The following is a 22,416-nucleotide window of genomic DNA, read 5'->3' on the forward strand; positions in this document are numbered from 1 at the left end:
TGGGACATCGCCCCCGAGGCCATTGCTGCGCAGGTTGACGGGCGGACTCGCCTCGTCTTTCTCTCACACGTCTCATATCGCACCGGAACCCGGATCGACCTGGAGCGCGCCGCCGAGCTGATCCGCCAGCGCAATCCGACCACGATCGTCGCTGCTGATGCGACTCAGTCGCTTGGCGTCGTACCCGTGCCGGCCGACGCGTGCGATTTTGTCGTTGTCACAACCTGCAAGTGGCTGCTCGGTCCCCATGGGCTCGGCGTCCTGTACTGGAATCGACGTCGGATGCCGTCCGCCGAGCCGGCCGGAATCGGCTGGTTCAGCGTTGTTGATGATCTGCAGTTTCCGTACGAGCTGAAGCCAGACGCCGGACGCTTTGAGCTTGGCGGACCGAACATGCTCGGAATCTACGCGCTGAACGAGGGCGTGCAGCTTCTGCTGCAAACCGGCATCGCCCGAATCACAGACCACGTGCTGGCGCTCAGCGGACATCTTCGTGAACGGGCCGCTGCACTCGGTTTGCCGGTGATGACTCCGTCCGATGCGGATCAGCGTGCGGGCATCGTCGCCTGGGAGGATCGCAATTGTAAGGCGACCGCCGCACGATTAGCGGAGGAAGGCGTCCTGGTCAGTGGCAGTTCCGGCCGCATCCGCGCCGCAATCCACCTCTATACCGACCGCGATGAGGTGGATGCGCTAGTGATGGCGATGGCCAGTTTTCCGGCAATTCACTAGTGTTTTGAGCCTTGCTGTGATGCCTTGGCAACGAGATTGCGCGTGGTGTTGCACGACACACCGCCAAGCGGCGGGCACACAGGAGGACGACATGCCACAAGGGACCATCAAGACGATTCTTCCCGACAAGGGTTTCGGGTTCATCACGCCGGACGGCGCACCCAGCCGTGGGTCGGACGTCTTCTTTCATCAGTCAGCGCTGCTGAGCGGCTTCATTGCCGATCTGCACGAAGGCCAGCAGGTTGAGTATGACGTAGAGCCGGACCCACGCCACCCGGAGCGCAACCGCGCCTCGAACGTCCGGATCGTCGACGAGGAGTAGCTCGAACGCTGCGTCACGCCCTGCGGGTGAACGCACGGCATCTCGGTTTCGGTGACGTGAATTTCACCGAAACCGAGATGGATCCGTTATGTAGCGATGCATCGAGTCGACGTCGCGCGTGCCGCTGAACTGAGGCTCGTCGATGGCACAGGCTTACGGGCGTTCGCCGATCAATCAGAAAACTCGTCTGTCACGAACGCGACGATGCGGTCGACACCGCGCCGGATGATCTCCGCACCCTTTTCTGCAGTGGCGACAGCAGGATTGCCGACTACTCCGGTGTCGGAGCGCGCATGCATGCCCTTGTACTGGATGATGTCGGCGTACGGCACCGCTGCCGTCGGGGTGTGATCTGCAATCCGGTCGCGAACGACGAAGTCTGGCTCAAGGTGCAGCATGATCGATGTGCCGATTTCGGAGGCATGTCCGTTGGCGTGCGCGCCGGTGTCAACTACGTCTTTGACGAGTGCTGCGACGTAATCCCACCAGAAGACTTGCGCGCAGCGAACACCGTGATTGCTCTGCAGCGACATGGCGACCTCACCGATTGGGCCGATGTTTCCGCGATGACTATTGATAAAGAGGACGCGGTGGAACCCCCACGAGATGACGCTTTCAACTGACTCGCGCACATAGGCTGTCAACGTCGCCGTTGAGACCGTCAAGGTGCCTGGAAAGTCGCCGAGCGAGCGGGAGAACCCGACTGGCAAGGTTGGCAGCACCGGCGCGCCAAGCTGTGCGCCAACCAGCTTCGCAATGTGGGTGACCACGATTGTGTCTGTACCGACCGGTAAGTGGGTCCCATAGACTTCAGTGGCGCCAGTTGGCACGATGACGAGATCAGTCTTCTCGCGAATTGCGTCGAAGTCAGACCAGGGTTGTTCGAGCATGTACATTGCGCCTCCTGCCGTTCATTCCACTTTCACTCGTTGTTGTGCGGAGTGCAGACATATTCCCACACTTACACGACGATTTGAAATTGGCGAAGAAGTCACATCAGCTAACGCCATCTGTCGTGGAAGCACCAATGACGAGGAGTCCAGTCGATTGAACCTGGCCGAGGATCAACGTCCGCGATTCACCTGGAGACGGCGGGGCGCACCGCAACCGGCACTCACTACAGCCCCGAACACTGCCCTTCCTTGTCGCCCGTAACGGTGTTGCCCGCACCGGTTGGCGCGGAGACGTTTGATTCGCACTGCAGGTTGCCGTCAACTGCGTTTTCGCGCAGGTCGATGCTGCGGACGTTGCTCTCCAATTGAATGTTGCCGCCCACGATGTTGCCGTTGATGGCGATCGCGCCGCGATTCTCCTCAAGCTGAATGTCACCATTGATGCGTGAGTTCGAGACTTCAACGCTGCCGCCGTGCTCAACCTGAACGTTGCCGCCTACCGTCGAACCATCCAGCACGTTCACGGTTGCGGGACCTTCGCCTTGTACGTCGCCTTTGATCGCTGCGCCATGGGCATGGAGCGTCGCGTTGCGGGCGAGCTTGACGTTGCCATCGACGGTGATGCCGTCGAGCGTGCAGGTCGCGCTGGTCGGCACGTCAATATCGTCGTTCACCTGGCTGCCAAGGTTTGCGCAGACGTCTTTGTCAGCACTCCCTGAAACTGCCGGCAGCGTGCTTGTTGCAGATGCCGCTCCGGGAGATTGCGATGTGCTGCCGTCGTTGTTATCGACTCCGCCGCAGGCAACTGCCAGCAGCAAGATCGTTACGACAATCAGCGACATCCGGCGGTAGAGAGCACGACCACAATACCCATATCGATCGATCATGACGACTTAGTGACCGCGCTGCGCCTCGAGCGTCGCTGCAACTTTGCGATTTGCGCTCGATATGTCTGGCAGCGGTTCGCCGGACAGCAGACGACGACGCTTCTCCGGTTCGGCCTGTGCCAGCGGCTCGCAGCGCTCGACGAGCATTGGGATCTGCTCCGGCTTTAGCGCCAGAATCCCGTTGTCATCGGCCAGAATGATGTCGCCGGGGGAAACGCTGACGCCGCCGCACTGCACGACTGTGTTGATTTCGCCAGTGAGACCCATCCCTCGCGTCGTGATTGGCGAGATGCCGCGGCTGAACACGAGGTAGCCCATCTCTTCGATCTCGATGACATCAGTCAACGGTCCATCGACGATGGTCGCGCCGAGCCCCTTGACGTGTGCAGCGAGCGAGGTCATCTCACCCCAGCAGGCGTGCTTGTCATCGCCGTTGCGGTCGATTACCAGGATGTCGCCCGGCTGTGCGCGATCGATCGCGACATGGACAATCGAGCTGTCGACCGCCATCGCGCGGACGGTGAAGGCCGGCCCACAGACTGTGAACTTGCGCTTGCCGGCCGGGCGCAGGGCGTTGTCCATGAAGCCAAAGTGGAGGACGTGGCCAATCGTGGCCGGCGGGATGGCGCGCAGGCGTTCGAGAAGGTCAGCAGGCACACCCGGATCGACACGCTCGTTAATGATGATCATCGCTTCGTTCCCTGTTTTCCTCACGCACCGATGCTCACTCAGCAGGTGAACACCGACCAACAGATATCGTTTCGTAATCGTTGATCGTCGAGCACGAGCTCTCGAATCTGCTCAGGGAGCTGCTCGCGCTGCCAATGGCACTCGAACCGCCCCACGCGCTGCTCCTCTCCGTCCGGCGCGGCGGCTTGCACGGCCCTGATTGCATATGCTGCCGCGCCGAGCTCGTGCGCCGCGACGTGCGCGACCGCCGCCGCCTGACCAGCTGCGAACGCGGCATTCCGGGCCGCCCCAGTCAGGTCTCTGGCTGCGGCGTTTGCATGGCCGGCTGCTGTGCGCGATTGGGACATCGAAACATCGCCGCGCACCCATGCCCGGACCTGTTCGATCGCATGGCGTGGCCGCGAGTCCGTGGGCTTCACTGACTCGAACAGGTTGAGCACGTGCTCCGCACACGACGCCGCCCACAGGGCGAGGAGGCGGTGATCTGCGTCGGTAAGTGTCCCACCGCGTCGGATCGTCACGAAGCGAGGATCACGGTCTTTGGGAAGTATCACAGCTGCCATTCCTTCGGTGCGCATCTGCTCGACTTGACCGGAGGCGCGTACCTGGATTTCGCCACACCACCCATATCGACCGCGCTCGACGCCTGTCGCGACGGGACAGGGTCACAACCGAGACCTCCGGCGGACGTGCTTCCGATTCAACCAGTATGCCTTTCAGTGCCTCATGTTCGCCCACGAGCCCCGTGCCGTCGCGCGTGTCAAGTAAACTCGAGGATGCAGCGTACTTTGGCAAGCATCTGAACCGAGAGGATAGGCGACATGGGCGACACGATGCGGGTTGGGCTCGTGCAGATCAACACGCAGGCTGATAAGGAAGCGAACCTCCAGCGTGCCGAGGAGCTGATCGACGAAGCAGTTGCGAAGGGAGCGCGCTTTGTTGTGCTGCCGGAGTACGTCAGCTTTCTTGGGCCACGCGATCAGCATCAGGCCATTGCGGAGCCGATCCCCGGCCCGACGACCGAGCGCTTCGCCGCGAAGGCGCGCCTGCATGGGATCTACCTGCACGGCGGCTCGATTCACGAGCTGTCGGAGACTGACGGCAAGTTCTACAACACGTCGGTCGTCGTCAATCCGCAGGGCGAGATCATTGCAACCTATCGCAAGATCCATCTGTTCGATATCGACCTGACCGGCAATGTAACAGCCAATGAATCATCGACGATTCTGCCGGGCGACGAGATCGTGACCGCCGAAATCGACGGACATACCGTCGGACTCTCCATCTGCTACGACCTGCGATTCCCCGAGCTGTACCGGCTGCTGGCGCTGTCCGGCGCAGAGGTGCTGCTCGTCCCGGCCGCATTCACGATGTTCACCGGCAAGGATCACTGGCACGTCCTGCTGCGCGCCCGAGCGATCGAGAACCAGACCTGGGTCCTCGCTCCGGGACAGTTCGGCGCGCACGAGCCAAACGCGCAGTGCTACGGCCACAGCCTGATTATCGATCCCTGGGGCACGGTCGTCGCCGACGCCTCCAACGGTGAGGGCGTTGTCGTCGCCGACCTCGACTTCGATGCGCTGCGGAAAATCCGCACCCAGCTCCCCTCCCTCGCCAACCGCCGACCAGCGACGTACCGCGAGAAGGTGGAAGTGTAGGGTCACCTGCCCTACTCGCTCTGCCGCAACAGCCGCATACCATTAAGGATGACGATCAGTGAGGCACCGACGTCGGCGAAGACTGCCTCCCAGAGAGTGGCTGCACCGCCGACTGCCAGGACGAGGAACACGACCTTCAGGATCAGCGCGAAGCCGATGTTCTGAGCAATGATGCGCTTGGCCGAGCGTGACAGGCGGACGGTGAAGGCGAGCTTGCCGAGATCGTCGCCCATTAGTGCGATGTCGGCGGTCTCCAGAGCGGTGTCGGTGCCGGCCGCACCCATCGCGATGCCAACTGTGGCACGCGCAAGCGCGGGTGCGTCGTTGACGCCGTCGCCAACCATACCGACGCGACCGTGGCGTTCCAGCAGCTCCTCAATGACGGTGACTTTGTCGTCCGGCAGCAGCCCGGCGCGGACATCGTCGACACCAGCCTGCTGGGCGATTGCCTGCGCGACGACCGGGCGGTCTCCGGTGAGCATCACTGTCTCGCGGATGCCGGCCCGCTCGATGGCGGCGATGGCTTCGCGCGCCTCGGGCCGCACCTGATCAGCCATGCCGATCATGCCGACGAGTCGTCCGTCCTCCTCGATTAGCACCGTCGTCTGGCCGCGCTCCTCCAGCGCCGCCAGTTGCGCGGCTTCCGGTGCAGCAAGGTCGGCGGACAGCATGCTGCTTGAGCCGATGCGGACGAACGTGACACCGACGCGCGCGCTGATGCCGCGTCCAGTGGTGGCGCTGACGTCGGACACGATCTGGTTGCCAGTGTTGATCTTGCGGTCGTGTGCGGCTGTGACGATCGCCTCACCCAACGGATGTTCGGAGTAGCGTTCCACAGCTGCGGCGAGCGCCAGGATCTCGTCTGCTGAGCGGCCATCGAGCGGCTCGATCGAGACAACGCGCGGCTGGCCAACGGTCAACGTGCCGGTCTTGTCGAAAGCGAGCGCGCGCAGCGAGCCGGCCGCCTCCAGATGCGCTCCGCCCTTGATCAGCACGCCACTTCGCGCAGCCGCCGAGATCGCGGCGACGATCGATACCGGTGTTGAGATCACGAGTGCGCACGGACAGGCAATCACCAGCAGGACGAGCGCGCGGTAGAGCCAACCGGCCCAATCCCCGCCACCGAGGAGCGGCGGCAGGACGGCGACGGCGGCGGCGATCGCGATCACTGCCGGGGTGTAGTACATCGCGAAGGTATCGACGAAGCGTTGCGACGGCGCGCGTTGCGATTGCGCCGCCTCGACCATGCGAATGATGCGGGCGATTGTCGAATCGGCGGCCTTGCGGGATGCCTGCACATCGAGCACGCCCTGGCCATTGATGGTCCCAGCGAAAACACTTGCACCGTGAGCGACATCAACCGGGATGCTCTCACCAGTAACCGGAGCCTGATTGACTGCCGAAGCACCAGCGACAATGACGCCATCGACCGGCAGACGCTCTCCCGGACGGACGATCACGACATCGCCGGGCGAGACCTCGGCAACCGGCACACGATGCTCGTGGTCGCCGTGGCGCACCAGCGCCTCGGCCGGTGCCAGCGCCATTAGCGACCGAATCGAATTCCGCGCGCGATCCATCGTGTAGCGCTCAAGCGCCTCTCCAAGTGAGAACAGGACAACAACCGTCGCAGCCTCGAGCCATTCGCCAATGAGGGCGGCCCCGACCACGGCAATCATCATCAGCGCGTTGATGTCCAGCCGATGGGTCGCCCGGATCGTCGCGATACCCTTGCGGGCAACCGGCCAGCCGGCGACGGCGACCGCCGCGGCCCAAGCGGCGATCGATGCTGACTCGGGCGCGCCTGCGACGGCAAGCGCGATGCCAACAACAGTCAGGCCAAGACCGGCCAGCACGAGCAGGTTCTTGCGGTCGGTAAGGATGCTGCGCAGACGTCCGGATGACATCTCGGCTGACTCGTCATGCCCGAGCCGATAGCCCATCGACTGGACTGTTCGTGCAATCGTCGCCGGATTGGTTTCAGCAGCGGCGTATTCAACAGCCAGCCGTGCGCCGGCAAAGTTCACTTCGGCGCTCTGGACACCGGTCAACCGCGCAACGCCGCGCTCGATGTTACGAGCGCAATCGGCGCAGTCCATCCCCTCGACCGGCCACACTTCGTGGACGAACTCAGTGGCCAGATCGCGGCCCTCGGCCCGGACAGCCTCCTCCAGGGCCGTCGTCGATGTCAGTGATGGGTCGTAGGCGAGAGCAAGCGCCACTCCGCTTGATTCGAGGTTGGCACTGGATACGCCGGTCACGGTGCGCAGACTGCTGACCAGGCGACCTCGGCACTGCTCGCAGGCAGCCACCTCCGGCGTCAGCAATCCGGACAGCGGGAGTCGAGCTGTCGCACTCATGCGCCTTCCTCCATCCGATGCGTGACGTGATCCAGTGCCTGCCCCAGCAGACCGACAACGTGATCGTCATCGAGTGTGTAGTAGGCGAGGCGACCCTCGCGACGGAAGCGCACCAGTCCTCGATCGCGCAGCACGCGCAGTTGATGCGATGCGGCGGATTGGCTCAATCCGGCAATCGCGGCGACATCGCCGACGCAGAGCTCCTGTTCGGCCAGTGCCGCCAAAATCCGCAGGCGTGTCGGATCGGCCAGCGCGCCAAACAGCTCGGTGGTTCCTGCCAGTACCGACTGGGATGGCACTGCTTTCCGTGCGGCACGAACGGCGTCCAGATGAACGACCTCTGCGGTATTTGGAGTCGGCTGGCGCAGTTGATCGACCTTGCGTGGTCTAGCCATCATCGCCCTCCCCTGCTCACGAACCACGTGGTTCGGTTCGATTTGAAACGTATTGATACTGGGTCTCAAGATATGAGTTACTATTCATGTATTGATAATACCCGACGACAGGTCGGGGTGCAAGCAACCTGTCGTCGAGGTGGTGGTTAGAGGGAGCGGTAGATCGCGAGCGCCTCGCCGAGCGCCGCAAAGCCGGCTGGCGTGTGCGGGGTGGGGTTGCAGATGGCGTGCGATACGCCGAGATCCGCAAACGCCTTCAGGCCCTGTGCGACCTCGGTTGGGCTGCCGAGCAGTACCTTGTCCGGGTCATGGTCATCGCCCGCCGTCTCGCCGAGATGGCTGAACGCGACATTGATGCCGACCGTCACCTCGAGCGTCGAGATGTCACGCCCGACCTCGTCGCAGGCGGCGGTCATCTCCGCGAGACGGTCCAGGAAGAGGCGGGTCCCACCAAACCAGGCCGCGTTCCACATGTCGGCGTGCTCGGCAGTGAGCCGGAGCATCCGTGGACCACGGGCCGCGATCAGCACCGGCGGGCTACCGGGCCGCGGGCCACGTGGAATCATCGCCGCGTCGTTGGCCGAGAAAAACGCGCCCTGCATATCGACCGAGCCGTCGCGCAGCAGCGGGCGAATGATCGAGAGCGCTTCCTCGAACTGCGTGCCGAGATGATGGAATGGATAGCCAAACGCCTCGAACTCTGGCTGGTGCCAACCTGCGCCGAGCCCGAGGATCACTCTGCCGCCGGACACCTCGTCGGCCGTTACCGCCATCTTCGCCAGCAGTGCCGGATTTCGCCATGCCGCACACATCACAAGCTGCCCAAGCTCCACGCGGCTGGTCGCTTCGCAGAGCGCCGAGAGAATCGTCCAGCCCTCCCAGATGCCGAACTCCGGCGTATCAGGAAAACGATAGAGCAGATGGTCGTAGATCCAGACGGAGTCGAATCCGTCCTGCTCCGCCTGCAATGCCTGGTCGCGTACTTCGGCGTATGGTCGTGGGTTCGGGTTATCCCCGTTCCCACCAAGCATCAGAATCGTGCCTACCTTCACTCAGACTCCCCCTTCATCGATCGGTCGGCGGACACACCGCCCACCGGAGCGACAGGGTACCCGCATCTGGCGGTTTCGTCGCTGTCCCTCAAGTTGGCGGCCACCGTTGCCGACAGCCGCAATGGTGCTCGATGGGAGAAAGATAGGTGTGGTAGTGGCGCTGCTGCGTTTTGCAGGTAGCGACGATGAGGCAGCGCCACGAGGATCAACGCGCTCAGCTAGAGCGTGATGACGTGGTCCGGCGGATTTCCGGCCAGCGCGCCGTAGAGATCGGGGAAGCAGCCGACGTGTACGCCCGCAACCGTGCCACTCACCTGGCAATCGCCCGGTTCGCCGGTGGCGAGGCCGCGCTCGATGGCGCACTGATCGCAGAGCATCAGCAAAATGTTCTGCTCGGCGGCTACCTTCGCCAGTCGCTCGCCGACCGGATCGCCAGAGCGCAGGACATAGGTGTTGTCGTCAAAGAACATCATCCCGACGACCTCAACCCCGTGCCGACCCTCCTCCAGCTGCGGCAGGATCATCTTGCCCAGCTTGTAACTGGCAGTATGGCCGGATGTGCTGAAAACGTAAGCGACTTTCATCGCGAAGTATTCCTCTCGTTCACGGCTGACCCAGCGCCAGCCATGCGACGCGACCTTATCATGATCTCCCAGGTGGGCTGCCATGGTGCAACGGCTGATTGCTCAGGTCTGGGGAAACTACTCCATCTGCTCCGCTCGAACCGGCAGGCTGCGGCGGAGCTGATTCCAGAAGGCGACAGACGCGACGGCTGCGACCGTGACAATGCCGCCGACGAGGAGTGAAACGGGCGTGCCGAAGCTGCTGGCGATCGCTCCGGCGATCAGTGCACCGAACGGCGCTGTGCCGGCGAAGACGGTCGTGTAGACGCTCATGACGCGCCCGCGCAGCTCGTCTGGGGCGCTCGTCTGGACAGTCGTGTTCGCCATCGCCATCGTCGTTGTTGAGCAGAAGCCGATGGCTGCCAGCACGAGCATCGCGATCCCGATAGCCAGTGGGATTGCGCCGACTAGCGCAAGCACGATGTCGAGCGCGCCAAGGGCTCCGGCGGTCGAGTACAGCATCCAGCGCTTGACCGACGTGACGAGGAAGGCCAGGGCGAGCGCACCGATTAGCGAGCCAACGCCAGAAGCGGCCATCAACAGTCCAAAACCACCGGCACCACTATGCAGATCCTGCTTGGCAAGCAGCGGGATCCAGACATTGAAGGTCATCCCGAACGTGGCCACCAGGCCGACAAGCATGATCGGTCGCAGGATGCTCTCTGTCGATCGGACGTAGTGCAGGCCCTGGCGCAACTGCTCGAGGCCGCGTCCGCGCGCGACATCGACGTGCGGCCCGAGCTTCATCATCAGCAAGCCGGCTATCACTGCCAGATAGGACAGCGAGTTGATCCCGAACGCCGCTGCCGGACCGACAGCGGCAAGCAGCACGCCAGCCACCGCCGGCCCGATGATGCGGGCCGCATTGAACAACGAGGAGTTCAGCGCGATGGCGTTCATCAGGTCGTCCTTGCCGACCATCTCGACGACGAATGCCTGGCGGGTTGGCATATCGAATGCGTTCACGGTCCCGAGCAGGAAGGCGATCGCGTAAACCATCCAGAGCTCGATGTGACCGCTCCACGTCAGAACAGCCAGCAGACCGGCCAGCACGCCGGAGAGCGCTTGTGTGACGACGAGCAGATTGCGCTTGCGCACCCGGTCGACGATCACTCCAGCGAAGAGACCGATTGCCAGGACCGGTGCGAACTGGAAGACGCTGACCAACCCCAGCAGGAACGCCGAAGGTGTCAGCGTCAGAACCAGCCAGGATTGCGCCAGCGACTGCATCCATGTGCCGGTGACCGAGATGAGCTGTCCGAACCAGAACAGACGGTAGTTGCGGTAGCGAAATGCGGCCAGTCCGCGCGGCAATCGCGACCAGATGTCTCGTTGTCGTCGTCTGTCGCTCACGCCATCCACCACTCCCCCCAAGCGCCGGATCTTGATTGCGGTCGGATTCCCCTTCAGATCATCGCTGATGTTGGCGAATGAGGCGAGGCTTGATTTCGGGCGGGGCGCTGACCGTGCGCCCCGTCGGTATTGACCTTACACGTCGTTTCGGATCAGGAGCGCCGTCGCGGCTCCGAGAGCGCAGATAGCCGCGCTCACAAGGAACGTGTTGTGGATGCCGGAGACGAACGCCAGCTGGATCTCGTTGAAGATCTGCGGTAGCAACGCCGCCTGATCCTGCGGCACGATCTGCTGCACCAGCTCGAACTGACTACTCTTGATCGCGGTGACGAGCCGCTCCCGGACTGCCGGATCGAGCGCGATACCTTCGAGTCGATCGCCGGTGTAGATACCCACCCAGGACTGTAGCACCGAACCGAGAACCGCGATCCCGAGCACTTGCCCGACGTTGCGCGTCGTGTTCAGGATACCGGAGGCGCTACCGGCGATCCGTGGCGGAACCTCGCGCATCGCCGCTGCCGTCATCGGGGCGAAGGTCATGCCCATCCCGGTGCCGGTCACGATTAGCGACGGGAACAGCGACTGCCAGGTCGTCGACGTATCGATCGACGCGATGATGAGCAGGATGCCGACCGTGATGAGCGCCAGCCCGCCAGTCAGGATCCAGCGCGCGCCAATGCGGTCCGAGAGCCGTCCGCTGAGTGGAGCGACGACCATGATCATCACTGACATCGGGATCATCGTCATCCCGGCACGGATTGGGGAGAAGCCCAGGACGCCCTGCAGGAACAGCGTCATCGGGAAGAAGATGCCGAGCATACCGAAGGCGACGACGAAGGCGATGACGTTGCCAACTGAGAAGTTGCGCAGTGCGAACAGCTCGAGTTTCATCAGCGGATCTTCGAGCCGCTTCTCCCACCAGACGAATGCTGCCAGCAACACGACGCCGAGAATGAACAGGCCGACGATCAACGGATCGGTCCAGCCCATGCTGTTCGCCTCGATGAGCGCATAGACGATCGCGAAGATTCCGGTGCCTGAGAGCACGACGCCGCCCCAATCGATCCGTCGGCTGGCGTGCGGGTCCACGGACTCCGGAACGATCGCAATCGTCGCCAGGATCGCGATGATGCCGACCGGGACGTTGATCAGGAAGACCCACTCCCAGGCGTAGTCGGTCACGATGAAGCCGCCGACAATCGGCCCAATCACCGCGCCGAGCGCGACGATGCCGCCCCAGATCCCCATCGCTGCGCCGCGCTTGTCAGGCGGGAAGACAACAGTAATGAGTGAGAGAGTTTGCGGCATCATGAACGCACCACCGACGCCCTGAAGCACGCGCGCCAGAATGAGGGCGTTGACGCCGGATATGCCGACCAGATCGCCGAGCCAGCTCGAAACCCCGCATAGCGCCGATGCCGCCGTAAATATCGCCATACCGACGATGAACAGCTTCTTGCGCCCGAAGATGTCGCCCAGGCGACCGAACGAAAGCAGCAGAACGGCGTAGGCCAGGATATAGGAGTCAAGCACCCACTGGATCTCGGAGAGCGTGGCACCGAGGCCGATCTGGATCTTGCGTTGTGCGATGTTGACGACCGTCGAGTCCAGTAGCAGCATGAAGACCGCTGCGCACAGGACGACCAGAATCAGCCACGGATTTCGCGTCGGTTCAGTTTCCGCATCGGCCGGCATTGTTGCCGGGCGCGGGGATACGGTTGTTGCCATGTTGCCCCTTCATCAGTGACATGGGAATGGAACACGTTATGGACTGCGCCGCCTATGACGACGACTCGGGTGTGTCAGGCGGTGGCAGCGTGCTTGGTGCTAGCGGGCAGCCGGACAGATCACGCGGCTCACGCTCCATCGCCATTGCCAGCGCGCGCAACGCCGGAACGAATGCCGCGCGCTGCTCGTCGGGCAGCGATTCCAGAGCAGCCCGCACCTGCGCGCGCCGCATGTCGTGGAAATGCTTGCCGAGGTCGCGAGCCAGCGGCGTAAGATCGATCCGCACCCGACGGCGATCGTCGGGATCGACTTCGCGGATCACGAGTCCATCGTCGACAAGACGATCGACCAGCTCGGACGCAGTTGGCAGGGAGATGCCCAGACCGCGTGCGAGCTCGCCAAGTGTCGACGCGCCAGCCCGATGCAGGAACCCAAGCGACTTGACCTGTCCGAGCGAGCGCCCCGAGTTCATCGGGTGCTCCATCAGCGAGGCATAGAGTCGGCGGCCAATAACAGGCAGCACTGCCAGTGCTTCATCTATCTGTTGTTCGTCGGTTGGCATAGCCATCGTCTCTCGCAATCCGATCAGTTCGGATTACGAATGATACGGATTCCGAAGCGATGTGTACCTGTCCATGTGGTCGGGTTGAGGACAGGTTCGCGGCTCATGGTGAGTACGTCTCCGGCAGCAGCTGTCGTCATGCCGTTTCGGCTGATCTTCGCAGTCACAGGCGAAGGAAACGTCGTTTCACCTCGCTGCTGACGCGCTGGGCTATCCGGGTACTTGACGCACGCGCACGGAATCGGTAACCCTTGAACGGCACCTAAGAGTGCCGAGGTTTACACAGATTTCCCTGTGGCGGAGGTTGGGACGAGAGGGCACGCACCCAGTGCGACTCTGGATGCTGGGGACGAATCACGAGCGCGCGTCGATTGAGGTCCGCGAACGGCTGGCCTTTGGCAACGACAATCTCGGCGACGGCGTCCGGCAGCTTGGAGCGGTAGCGCACGAGGGGGTCATCCTCTCTACGTGTAACCGCACAGAAATCTATGGGCTGTTTGATAGCGACACTGACGGCGGCGAAGAGCTCCGTCAGTTCCTCGTTGGCTCCCGCGATCTGCCGGCGACGACCGTCGCTGCCACGACCTACCTGCACGCCGACAACGAGGCTGTCCGCCATCTCTATCGAGTGAGTTGCGGGCTGGATTCGATGCTGCTCGGCGAGCCGCAAATCCTCACCCAGGTGCAGGACGCGCTGGCAACCGCTCGCGAGACTGCGGCGGCTGGCCCGGTACTGACGCGCCTCTATACCGATGCGCTACGCGTCGGCAAGGCGGCTCGGACGTCCACCGGCATCGCGCGGAACCGACTTTCAATCGCACATGCTGCCATCGACCTTGCCACACGGGAACTCGGCTCGCTGGCGGGTCAACGTGTCATCGTCCTCGGCGCGGGCGAGATTGGGACGATCGCCGCGCGGGTGCTCCGCACCGCCAACACTGCCGATCTGGTCATCGTGAATCGCACGCCATCTCGCGGACAGGCGCTGGCGGCTGCGGTCGAAGGTCGCTATGTTGCACTGTCTGACCTGCCTGACGAGCTGACCGATGCGGCTGTCGTCTTCTCGGCAGTCAGTACGCCCGACTTTGTCCTCGGGCAGGATGTCCTGCCGCCGCTGAAAGATCGGCGCGGCGCACCGCTGCTCATCGTCGACCTCGGCGTCCCTCGCACCATCGACCCGGCGCTGGCCGATGATCCCGTCGTCCGATTGCGCACCGTCGATGACCTGGAGCAGATCGCCGATTCGACCCGACGCAGCTATGACAGCGAGATTGTCCGCGTCGAGCGACTGATCGATCAGGCGGTCGATCATTTCGATGAGTGGCTGGGAACACGACAGATCGTGCCGACAATTCGCGCGCTTCAGGATCGCGCGGAACAGATCCGTGAGGCCGAGGTTGAACGCGCGCTGCGACGGTTGGGGCACTTGTCCGAGCGGGATCGTGAAGTGGTTCGCGCGCTGAGCGTCGGTATTGTTGGCAAGATGCTTCATCAGCCAATCGTCACGCTGCGTACTGCGGCAGCGAACGGGCATCACGAATCTGCCGCACGCGCCGCCGCCGAATTCTTCGACCTGCCCCGGCCCTCCGACACCCACGCGGACTAGGTACGTGCATGCAACCGTTCAGCGTACAGCCGGGCGGTGGTGTGCCTCGAAAGGGTGTCCCACAGCAAGACCTATGACTAGCAGACAATACTGAACAGGAGCGTTCCCAATGGCGCAAACACGAACTATCAGTCATGCGAAGTCGATCGCTGCGTTTGATCGCGCGACCAGGGTCATTCCGGGTGGAGTGAACTCCCCAGTGCGCGCGTTTCGGAGCGTTGGCGGGCAACCGGTCTTTATTGCCGGTGGGTCCGGTGCTCACATCCGCGACATCGATGGCAACGAATACCTCGATTATGTCCTGTCGTGGGGACCGTTGATCCTTGGCCACGCCTATCCGGCAGTCGTCGAGGCCGTCACCCGCGCGGCGGCGAACGGTGCCAGCTTTGGCGCGCCGACGGAAGCGGAAACCGAGTTGGCCGAACTATTGGCGAGTCTGGTCCCCGGTGCCGACATGGTGCGACTCGTGTCCTCCGGCACCGAAGCAACGATGACGGCGCTCCGGCTGGCGCGCGCAGCGACCGGTCGCGACCGCATCGTCAAATTCTCGGGCTGCTACCACGGCCACGCCGATATGCTGCTCGTTCAGGCCGGCAGCGGCGTTGCGACACTCGGTCTGCCCGACTCTCCCGGCGTTCCGGCCGGGGCCACCGCGAGCACGCTGGTTGCCACCTACAACGATCTGGGCTCGGTAGAGGAGCTGTTTACTTCGTTCGGCTCAGAGATCGCGGCCATCATCGTCGAGCCGGTCGCCGGAAACATGGGGCTCGTCCCGCCGGTGCCCGGCTTCCTCGACGGGTTGCGCGACATCACCAGCCGCCACGGCGCGTTGCTGATCTTCGATGAGGTGCTGTGCGGGTTCCGCGCCGGCCCGCGTGGCGCGGCGGCGCTCTACGGCATCGAGCCGGACATCATCACGCTCGGCAAGGTTATCGGAGGTGGACTGCCCCTGGCTGCCTACGCAGGTAAGCGCGAGATCATGCAGGAGGTCGCTCCGGCCGGCCCGATGTATCAGGCTGGGACACTCTCCGGCAATCCGCTCGCCGTCGCTGCCGGGATTGAAACACTTCGCGCGATCGGCCAGCCGGGTGTCTTCGAAGCACTGGAGCACTCGACAACTCGACTGATCGAAGGGCTTGCTGAAGCTGCCGCTGATGCCGGCATCCCCGTGCAGACCGCGCAGGTCGGCAGTCTGTTCGGCATGTTCTTCAACAATCGGCCTGTCCACTCGTGGGACGACGCCGCCACCAGCGACGCCGATCGATTTGGGCGTTGGTTTCAATCGATGCTTGCACAGGGCATCTACCTCGCGCCGTCGCAGTTCGAGACGGGCTTTCTGTCCACCGCACACACCAGCGCCGACATCGACCAGACCATAGAGGCGGCGAGAGCGGCAATGCGCCAGATCGGCTAACGCGCGAGGCCGGGACGCTCGCGTCCCGGCCTCACCCAAGACTGTCTGCACCGGCGAGTCGTGTCGGTGCTAGATGGTGAATGCCGCCTACGCCGACAGCCCCCACATCTGCATTACCATTGGCAGCACCTTCGGCTCAGACTCACGCGCCAGCAGGTCACGAAAGCGCGGCTCGATCTTCCGCGCATATTCGTTGATGCCCCACGTCTCCTTGTAGCGGATTGGCACACCGTCTGGCGCATTCCAGGCCGGCATGATCCGCTCCATCTCGAACACCTTGCGGGCACCGGCCTGCTTCGGCATGCGCGCCAGCTGGGCCGCGATATTGCCGAATAGCGATTCATCGCCGGATTTCAGGCAGTCATCGAGCCAGTCGAGGTAGAAATCGACGACCGCCGCGTAGATGAAGCCGGAGGTTGCGCGAGCGAGATCATGGCGGTGTTTCGCATCCACCAGCTCCCAGCAAGGGCCGAGCATCTCGATGACGCGCCGATCTCCCAGCAGAATCAATCCGGCCAGCATACTCGTCCGCGTATCCTGCTGCGCTTCATCTACCTGCTCAACCGCGATCTGCAGCACTTCCCGTGGGCCTGTGAGTGGGTCGTCGCCCGGCGTAAGCACAGCGAGATTCAAAGCCGCGGTCGAAATGATCTGGTGTTCCGGGTCAACGAGCAAAAAAGGCATGATCGCGTTCCCGGACACCGATTGCTGCTCGACCGCCCCTGTGACCTGCTGGAGCAGCTCCAGCCGCTCTTCGATGGGAACTCGCTGAACAACGGCGTTGTAGAGCGGAACGAGCTGGCCCACCTCTGCTGGATCGTTTGTGACGCCGTAGTGCATCAGGCCCAGGAACGCGGCCTGACACAGGTCATCGGGCTCCGCGTCGGCCCAGCGCGTTGGGTCACCGGCCAGCTCAGTCAGCTCGGCGATCATCCGGTCGCGTTCGTCGGTGGCCATCAGTGCGTTCTCCTCGTGTGTCGGTCGTCGACGCAGTCGCGGGTGCTCGCGACAGGTAGACGACCATTCAGGAAATCGTCAAGTACTGGCAGACGAGCCACAACCGCAGCGCGTCCTCATGTTGCAACGGTTGACCCGTATCGTCCCATGTGATGGCAAGTCCGTCCTGCCAGGCTGCGAATGCTCCGTCGACGCCGCGGGCGTTCCATGCGAACAGCTCAGGCGGCGGTCCATCGCCGTCAACAACGACGGCGTGATCCCACAGCTCGAACGCCATCTGCGGGTCCAGTCGTGACTCACCAGCCCGTTCGATGATGTCGGCCAGCTCAGGGCCGTTGCCTCGCATCGCGACGACCAGCTCACGACACAGCCAGGCTTCCCCGACCGCGATGGATGCCAGCACCTGTGGGAAGTGTCCGCGTGGCCAGCCATTCTCCCAGATCCAGCTGCGAATCAGCTGCCGGAATTGCTCGTCCTGCTCGCTCATCGGCACGACCGCAGTCAGCACCTGGCGACCCAGCAGATCGAACCGCACGACGGCCCACTCACCGGAACCAAAATCGAACGCCACCAGTGCGTCAGTCTCGTCGCCGCCCCACAACGCGTCGATCAGGATCTGGTTGTCCAGCGCGACATCCCACCAGTCGATCCCGGTGATGCGCAACAGCACGTCGCCACCCGCAGTGTCGACACGGGCACCATGCGATGAAATCAGCGCACGAGCAAGCGCTAAGCGGACAACCTCGTCCGGCAATTCGTCGCCGGACATTGAAATTTCGAAGTCAGCCATCATCGGCGACTCCCCCCTTCGCACCAGGGGTTACCGGTGTGTCCCCAGATGCGTCATCCCGGGCTGCCCGTCTGCAGTCAGGCGATACCCGGTCAACGATCAATGCTGTGAATCGTAGTCACAGGAAGGGAAGAGAGTGATTCCCTGCTGGGAAAATCGTTCAACTGAAACGGAATGAAACGAGTCAGGCATCCGCTATTTGCGGACCCACCAGACGCGCCACTCGTTGCGCCGAGACCAGGCGAACCAGGTCACTGCGACAAGCACGACCAGAATAACCGCGTACTGGAAATATTCCACTACTCCGGCGACGCGTTCCCACTGGTTGCCCAGGATCCAGCCCGAGCCAACCAGCATGCCATTCCAGATCGCACTCCCGATTGCCGTATAGATGATGAACGGGACGAGCGGCATCCGCGTCACGCCGGCCGGCAGCGAGATGAGGCTGCGGACCACCGGGATGACGCGTCCGATCGTCACGGCCTTGCTGCCGTGGCGCTCGAACCAGCCGTTCGCGCGATCAAGGTCGGTCGGCTTCAGCAGGAAGAAGCGCCCGAATCGTCCGATGAACGCGTAGAGGCGTTCCTGCCCGAACCAGAGGCCGAGGCCATACAGCAGCAGAGCGCCGATCACCGAGCCAATCGTCGCGGCCAGCATCACCCCGATGAGTGTCAGATGCCCCTGCCCAGCGAGGAACCCGGCCAGCGGCAGGATCAATTCGGACGGTATCGGTGGGAAGACTGTTTCAGCCAGGATCAGTCCGGTAATCCCGGGATATCCAAATGTGTCCACGATGCGAATGATCTGATCCTGCAGGCCGCTCAGCACGACGATTTCCCCCTATTGTCCGGCTCCGTTGCCTCGGAACCGCAGGCACAGTGGTCTGGTAAGCGCCGGTTGTCGGCGAGCCAATCGCGAAGGATAGCCGGTACCGAGTCTGAATCCAAACCGCGCACAGCGGCGGCCTCCTCAATATACTGTCGGGAATGCACCGATCGACGGGGTGGTTACCCTGTGCGGTGCGAACGATTAACGACAGGGGTGCGATTGCCCAGACTCAGCGAAATGGAACCCGGCAGTACGCTGACCGGCGTCATCGTCCGGGGTTACGGCCTGTACTACGACGTCTCAACTGAGGCGGGACTCCTGCGCTGCACATTGCGGGGCATGCTCAAACGCCCGCGCCGTGGCACCAACCCGGCGGCCGTCGGCGATCGCGTTACGGCGACCCTCACCACACCCGAAGCCGAACCACCTGAAGGTGTCGTCGAAGAGATTGCGCCACGCGTGCGCTCGCTCTCGCGCCTGGCTCGCGGCACGGCTGATGTCGAGCAGGTCATCGTCGCCAACCCGGACCAGCTCGTCGCGGTCTTCGCCATCCACCATCCCGAGCCGCATCCGCGCCTGGTCGATCGCTTTCTACTGATCGCCGAGGCACGCGGGATCGACGCCATACTCTGCGTCAACAAGATCGACCTTGCCGAGCCGGGTGACGTCGAGCGCTTTCACGAGCCGTATCGCGCCGCCGGCTACCCGATTGTCGAGACGAGCGTAAAGACCGGCGTCGGACTGGACGAACTGCGCCAGCATCTGGAAGGCAAGGTCAGCGCGTTCGCGGGACCGTCCGGCGTCGGCAAGTCGAGCCTGCTCAACGCCATCGCACCCGAGCGGCTCGCCGAACGCACTGGCGAGATTTCCAGCGCAACCGGCAAGGGTCGTCACACGACGACCTGGACGACGCTCTTTCACATTGGCCCCGACACGTACGTCGCTGACACCCCCGGCATTCGCGCGCTGCAACTCTGGGGTGTCGACATGGCCAATCTCGATCAGCTTTATCCAGAGCTTCGGCCCTACCTCGGATCGTGCTACTATGCCGATTGCCGCCACGTCAACGAGCCTGGCTGCGCGGTACGCGCTGCTGTTGAATCTGGCGACATTCATCCGGCCCGCTACGAGAGCTACCTCTCATTCGTGCTGGATGGTGGCTAAGCAGCACGCGCGCCGGTCGCACAGGACGGCCCGGCCAACCTGAGGGGACACGTATGAACGCTGTCGCAACCGCACTCCGTGATATGTTCGCCGACCAGCAGATCGCCATGCGCGAGGTCGTCCACGGCCTCAGCGCCGAAGCGCTCAACTGGAAGCCGCTCGACGGCAAGGACACCAACTCGATCGCCCAAATGCTCTCGCACGCCCTCGATGCCGAGCGTTCACTCGTCGCAGGTTCCGTTGGTATCACGCTTGATCGCGATCGCGAATCGCATTTCTCCGTCGAGGTCAGCAGCGCCGACGAGTTCATCGCTCAGATCGATGCGACCACCACCGAGGTGTACAACTGGTTGGGTGATCTCACCGACGATGCTCTCGCTAACACCATCACGCGCGGTGACACGACGCGCACCGGAGCATGGATGGCAATCCACGCGCTGGAGCACGCCCGCGAGCACATCGGACAGGCATTGCTGACCCGCCAGCTGATTGAAGCGGGCCAGAGCTAGCCTCCCCTTGCAAAAGCCCCGACTTCTCGCTACGCTGCGCAGACAATGCGTCTCGCGAAGTTGCGACCAATAGCAGGATGTGAGTGCGACATGGGGAACCGTGGTCGGTGGTTGATACCGTTCGCCTTAGCCATCTGGATGACTGTTGGTGGGTTACTCGTCGCTCCTGCATCCGCGCGTGCCGGTGATGACGCCATCACCCGCACCTGGCAACGCACCGATGCCCCGGTCGCTGCTGGCATGGTCAGCCGCACCTGGATGTGGGGTCCGGCGCTCACCGACGAGACAATCGAGACTGCCACCGACGCGCCGAATGGCACACGCACCGTCCGCTACTTTGAGAAGACCCGAATGGAGATCGCGACCGATCCGGCCGCCGACCCATCCTCGATCTGGTACATCACCAACGGGCTGCTCGCAAAGGAACTGGTCACAGGTCAGCTCCAGACCGGCGCGGACACCTTCGAGCCACGCCAGCCGGCGCAGGTGAACGTGGCTGGGGATTTTGATGATCCAGCCGCGCCGACCTATGCCAGCTTCCAGAGCCATCTGGCTGATCCGCCACCCGTCGACGGCTCGACGATTACCCAGCGCATCGATCGCGCCGGAGTGGTCACCGACGATCCGGGACTGGCTTCGTATAGCATCACTGCTGTCGAGCCCCTGACCGTTCCTGGTATCGACCATCAGGTTGCCAGCGTCTTCTGGGATTTCATGCGTTCGTCCGGCCGGGTCTACGAGGACGACCGCTACCGCGACGCAGCGCTCTTCCCCAACCCGTACTACGCCACTGGCTATCCGATCACCGAGCCGTACTGGACCAACGTCCGTGTTGGCGGCACCGCGAAGACCGTCCTCGTTCAGGTCTTTGAGCGCCGCGTGCTGACCTGGACGCCGGACAACCCGGCCGGCTGGCAGGTCGAGGCCGGTAATGTTGGCAGCCACTACTACCAGTGGCGTTATGGCTCTGCTCCGCCCGCAAACGCTCCGCAGATCGAACTGCCTGCCAACCCGTCGCCGTTCATGGACGACCTGGAGGCGCAGCTCCGTGGCATGGTCGGCAACTGGGCCGGGCAGAATGCAGTCGCCGTCACCGACCTGCAGACCGGCCGGACGATTGCGATCAATGGTGACCGGCAGCAGCCGGCGGCCTGCACGCCCAAGATCTTCATCATGGTTGCCATCGCCGAAGACATCAGCGCCGGGAAATACACCACCGCCGATGTCGACGACCTCGTGCGTTCAGCGATGGGACCCAGCAACACTGCTCCGGCCCGCGAGCTGATCCGCATCGCCGGTAACGGTGACATCAATGCTGGAATCCGCCGTGTCAACGAGATCATGCAGCGCCTCGGTATGCCCTCCTCGATCCTCAGCCACCCGCCCGACTACTGGGGCGACTACGGCTACGGCGAAGGTGACAACTTGCTGACCGCCAACGACATGAACCGCGCGCTCGCTGCGATCTGGGAAGGCCGCAGCGGTCTGAACGATTGGGCGCGTGACTACGTCCTCTGGAGTATGACGCTCGCGATCCCCGGCCAGCAGTATTCGCTCGGTGGCCCGCTGCCCGACGACACGATCCTGTATCACAAGATTGGCCTTGTCTATGAGCCGTACAACACCTGGAACGACGCCGGCATCGTCGTCTTCAACCGCAACGGCCACGAGTATGCCTACGCCATCTCCTATCTCGGATCCTGGGGACCCAGCTGGATTGACGCCTACTACCACGGCGCGGACGCCTCGGCGGTGGCGTGGCGGGCGATGAGTGGGGAATATCGGTAGCGGGGTGGCGCGAGATGTCAGGATCGTGACGACGCTGGTTACAATACGGAACATCCTCACCAGCGTGGGGGTGTTCCGATAGTAGTTGCGATGCAATCACTCGCA

22 protein-coding genes are annotated in these 22,416 nt (G+C 63.2%); 8 read left to right on the plus strand and 14 right to left on the minus strand.

Features of this window, described 5'->3' with window-relative positions; genetic code table 11:
• Positions 1 to 732 (plus strand): aminotransferase class V-fold PLP-dependent enzyme (locus M9890_10660; protein MCO5177411.1); only part of this gene is annotated, 732 nt, incomplete at its 5' end.
• Between the two features lie 91 nt (positions 733 to 823).
• Positions 824 to 1,054, plus strand: coding sequence for a cold shock domain-containing protein (locus tag M9890_10665; GenBank protein ID MCO5177412.1), 231 nt, complete (start codon positions 824 to 826; stop codon positions 1,052 to 1,054).
• 170 nt (positions 1,055 to 1,224) lie between these two features.
• On the opposite strand, the gene M9890_10670 is transcribed toward M9890_10665, so the two are convergent.
• The 4 genes from M9890_10670 to M9890_10685 all read right to left on the minus strand — a co-directional run bounded on the left by M9890_10670 (position 1,225) and on the right by M9890_10685 (position 4,102).
• Positions 1,225 to 1,944 (minus strand): creatininase family protein, encoded by a 720-nt coding sequence (locus M9890_10670; protein MCO5177413.1) that lies wholly within the window; start codon positions 1,942 to 1,944, stop codon positions 1,225 to 1,227.
• Positions 1,945 to 2,171: 227 nt separating this feature from the next.
• A complete protein-coding gene (locus M9890_10675) occupies positions 2,172 to 2,834 on the minus strand; it encodes a FapA family protein (protein MCO5177414.1) in 663 nt (220 codons plus the stop codon).
• A gap of 6 nt (positions 2,835 to 2,840) precedes the next feature.
• Positions 2,841 to 3,524, minus strand: coding sequence for an RraA family protein (locus M9890_10680; GenBank protein MCO5177415.1), 684 nt, complete (start codon positions 3,522 to 3,524; stop codon positions 2,841 to 2,843).
• A gap of 38 nt (positions 3,525 to 3,562) precedes the next feature.
• Positions 3,563 to 4,102 carry a hypothetical protein gene (locus M9890_10685; GenBank protein MCO5177416.1) on the minus strand — a complete coding sequence of 180 codons (540 nt, stop codon included), beginning with the start codon at positions 4,100 to 4,102 and terminating at the stop codon, positions 3,563 to 3,565.
• 243 nt (positions 4,103 to 4,345) lie between these two features.
• Between M9890_10685 and M9890_10690 the strand changes: the two genes are divergently transcribed.
• Positions 4,346 to 5,182 carry a carbon-nitrogen hydrolase family protein gene (locus tag M9890_10690; GenBank protein MCO5177417.1) on the plus strand — a complete coding sequence of 279 codons (837 nt, stop codon included), beginning with the start codon at positions 4,346 to 4,348 and terminating at the stop codon, positions 5,180 to 5,182.
• A gap of 11 nt (positions 5,183 to 5,193) precedes the next feature.
• Here M9890_10690 and cadA read toward each other — a convergent pair whose 3' ends face one another.
• The 7 genes from cadA to M9890_10725 form a co-directional block, all read right to left on the minus strand.
• Positions 5,194 to 7,542 (minus strand): cadmium-translocating P-type ATPase, encoded by a 2,349-nt coding sequence (cadA, locus tag M9890_10695; protein MCO5177418.1) that lies wholly within the window; start codon positions 7,540 to 7,542, stop codon positions 5,194 to 5,196.
• Positions 7,539 to 7,937 (minus strand): metalloregulator ArsR/SmtB family transcription factor, encoded by a 399-nt coding sequence (locus M9890_10700; protein ID MCO5177419.1) that lies wholly within the window; start codon positions 7,935 to 7,937, stop codon positions 7,539 to 7,541. Before M9890_10700 ends, cadA begins: the two co-directional genes overlap by 4 nt.
• Before the next feature lie 146 nt (positions 7,938 to 8,083).
• Positions 8,084 to 8,989: an LLM class flavin-dependent oxidoreductase gene (locus M9890_10705; GenBank protein ID MCO5177420.1), complete on the minus strand. Its 906-nt coding sequence runs from the start codon at positions 8,987 to 8,989 to the stop codon at positions 8,084 to 8,086.
• Between the two features lie 218 nt (positions 8,990 to 9,207).
• Positions 9,208 to 9,573: a DsrE-related protein gene (locus M9890_10710; GenBank protein MCO5177421.1), complete on the minus strand. Its 366-nt coding sequence runs from the start codon at positions 9,571 to 9,573 to the stop codon at positions 9,208 to 9,210.
• A gap of 117 nt (positions 9,574 to 9,690) precedes the next feature.
• Complete coding sequence (locus tag M9890_10715; GenBank protein MCO5177422.1) at positions 9,691 to 10,965, minus strand: MFS transporter; 1,275 nt, start codon at positions 10,963 to 10,965, stop codon at positions 9,691 to 9,693.
• A gap of 135 nt (positions 10,966 to 11,100) precedes the next feature.
• Positions 11,101 to 12,693: a DHA2 family efflux MFS transporter permease subunit gene (locus tag M9890_10720; GenBank protein MCO5177423.1), complete on the minus strand. Its 1,593-nt coding sequence runs from the start codon at positions 12,691 to 12,693 to the stop codon at positions 11,101 to 11,103.
• Positions 12,694 to 12,745: 52 nt separating this feature from the next.
• The gene (locus tag M9890_10725) at positions 12,746 to 13,261 is read right to left on the minus strand and encodes a MarR family transcriptional regulator (protein ID MCO5177424.1); all 516 of its coding nucleotides are present in this window, start codon (positions 13,259 to 13,261) and stop codon (positions 12,746 to 12,748) included.
• A 322-nt stretch (positions 13,262 to 13,583) separates the two neighbouring features.
• Between M9890_10725 and hemA the strand changes: the two genes are divergently transcribed.
• Positions 13,584 to 14,861, plus strand: a complete 1,278-nt coding sequence (hemA, locus tag M9890_10730) for a glutamyl-tRNA reductase (protein ID MCO5177425.1) — start codon at positions 13,584 to 13,586, stop codon at positions 14,859 to 14,861.
• Between the two features lie 109 nt (positions 14,862 to 14,970).
• A complete protein-coding gene (gene hemL, locus M9890_10735; protein ID MCO5177426.1) occupies positions 14,971 to 16,275 on the plus strand; it encodes a glutamate-1-semialdehyde 2,1-aminomutase in 1,305 nt (434 codons plus the stop codon).
• Positions 16,276 to 16,362: 87 nt separating this feature from the next.
• Here hemL and M9890_10740 read toward each other — a convergent pair whose 3' ends face one another.
• The 3 genes from M9890_10740 to M9890_10750 all read right to left on the minus strand — a co-directional run bounded on the left by M9890_10740 (position 16,363) and on the right by M9890_10750 (position 18,850).
• Positions 16,363 to 17,232: a hypothetical protein gene (locus M9890_10740; GenBank protein ID MCO5177427.1), complete on the minus strand. Its 870-nt coding sequence runs from the start codon at positions 17,230 to 17,232 to the stop codon at positions 16,363 to 16,365.
• A 67-nt stretch (positions 17,233 to 17,299) separates the two neighbouring features.
• Positions 17,300 to 18,022 carry a hypothetical protein gene (locus M9890_10745; protein MCO5177428.1) on the minus strand — a complete coding sequence of 241 codons (723 nt, stop codon included), beginning with the start codon at positions 18,020 to 18,022 and terminating at the stop codon, positions 17,300 to 17,302.
• Positions 18,023 to 18,217: 195 nt separating this feature from the next.
• Positions 18,218 to 18,850 (minus strand): DedA family protein, encoded by a 633-nt coding sequence (locus tag M9890_10750; GenBank protein ID MCO5177429.1) that lies wholly within the window; start codon positions 18,848 to 18,850, stop codon positions 18,218 to 18,220.
• 219 nt (positions 18,851 to 19,069) lie between these two features.
• On the opposite strand from M9890_10750, the gene rsgA reads away from it, so the two are divergent.
• The 3 genes from rsgA (at position 19,070) to M9890_10765 (ending at position 22,311) form a co-directional block, all read left to right on the plus strand.
• On the plus strand, positions 19,070 to 20,014 hold the full coding sequence (gene rsgA, locus M9890_10755; GenBank protein ID MCO5177430.1) for a ribosome small subunit-dependent GTPase A: 945 nt from the start codon (positions 19,070 to 19,072) through the stop codon (positions 20,012 to 20,014).
• 53 nt (positions 20,015 to 20,067) lie between these two features.
• Complete coding sequence (locus tag M9890_10760; protein ID MCO5177431.1) at positions 20,068 to 20,523, plus strand: DinB family protein; 456 nt, start codon at positions 20,068 to 20,070, stop codon at positions 20,521 to 20,523.
• A gap of 90 nt (positions 20,524 to 20,613) precedes the next feature.
• Positions 20,614 to 22,311: a class A beta-lactamase-related serine hydrolase gene (locus M9890_10765; protein MCO5177432.1), complete on the plus strand. Its 1,698-nt coding sequence runs from the start codon at positions 20,614 to 20,616 to the stop codon at positions 22,309 to 22,311.
• Positions 22,312 to 22,416 lie beyond the last annotated feature (105 nt).

The organism is Thermomicrobiales bacterium (assembly GCA_023954495.1).
Lineage (GTDB): Bacteria > Chloroflexota > Chloroflexia > Thermomicrobiales > CFX8 > JAMLIA01.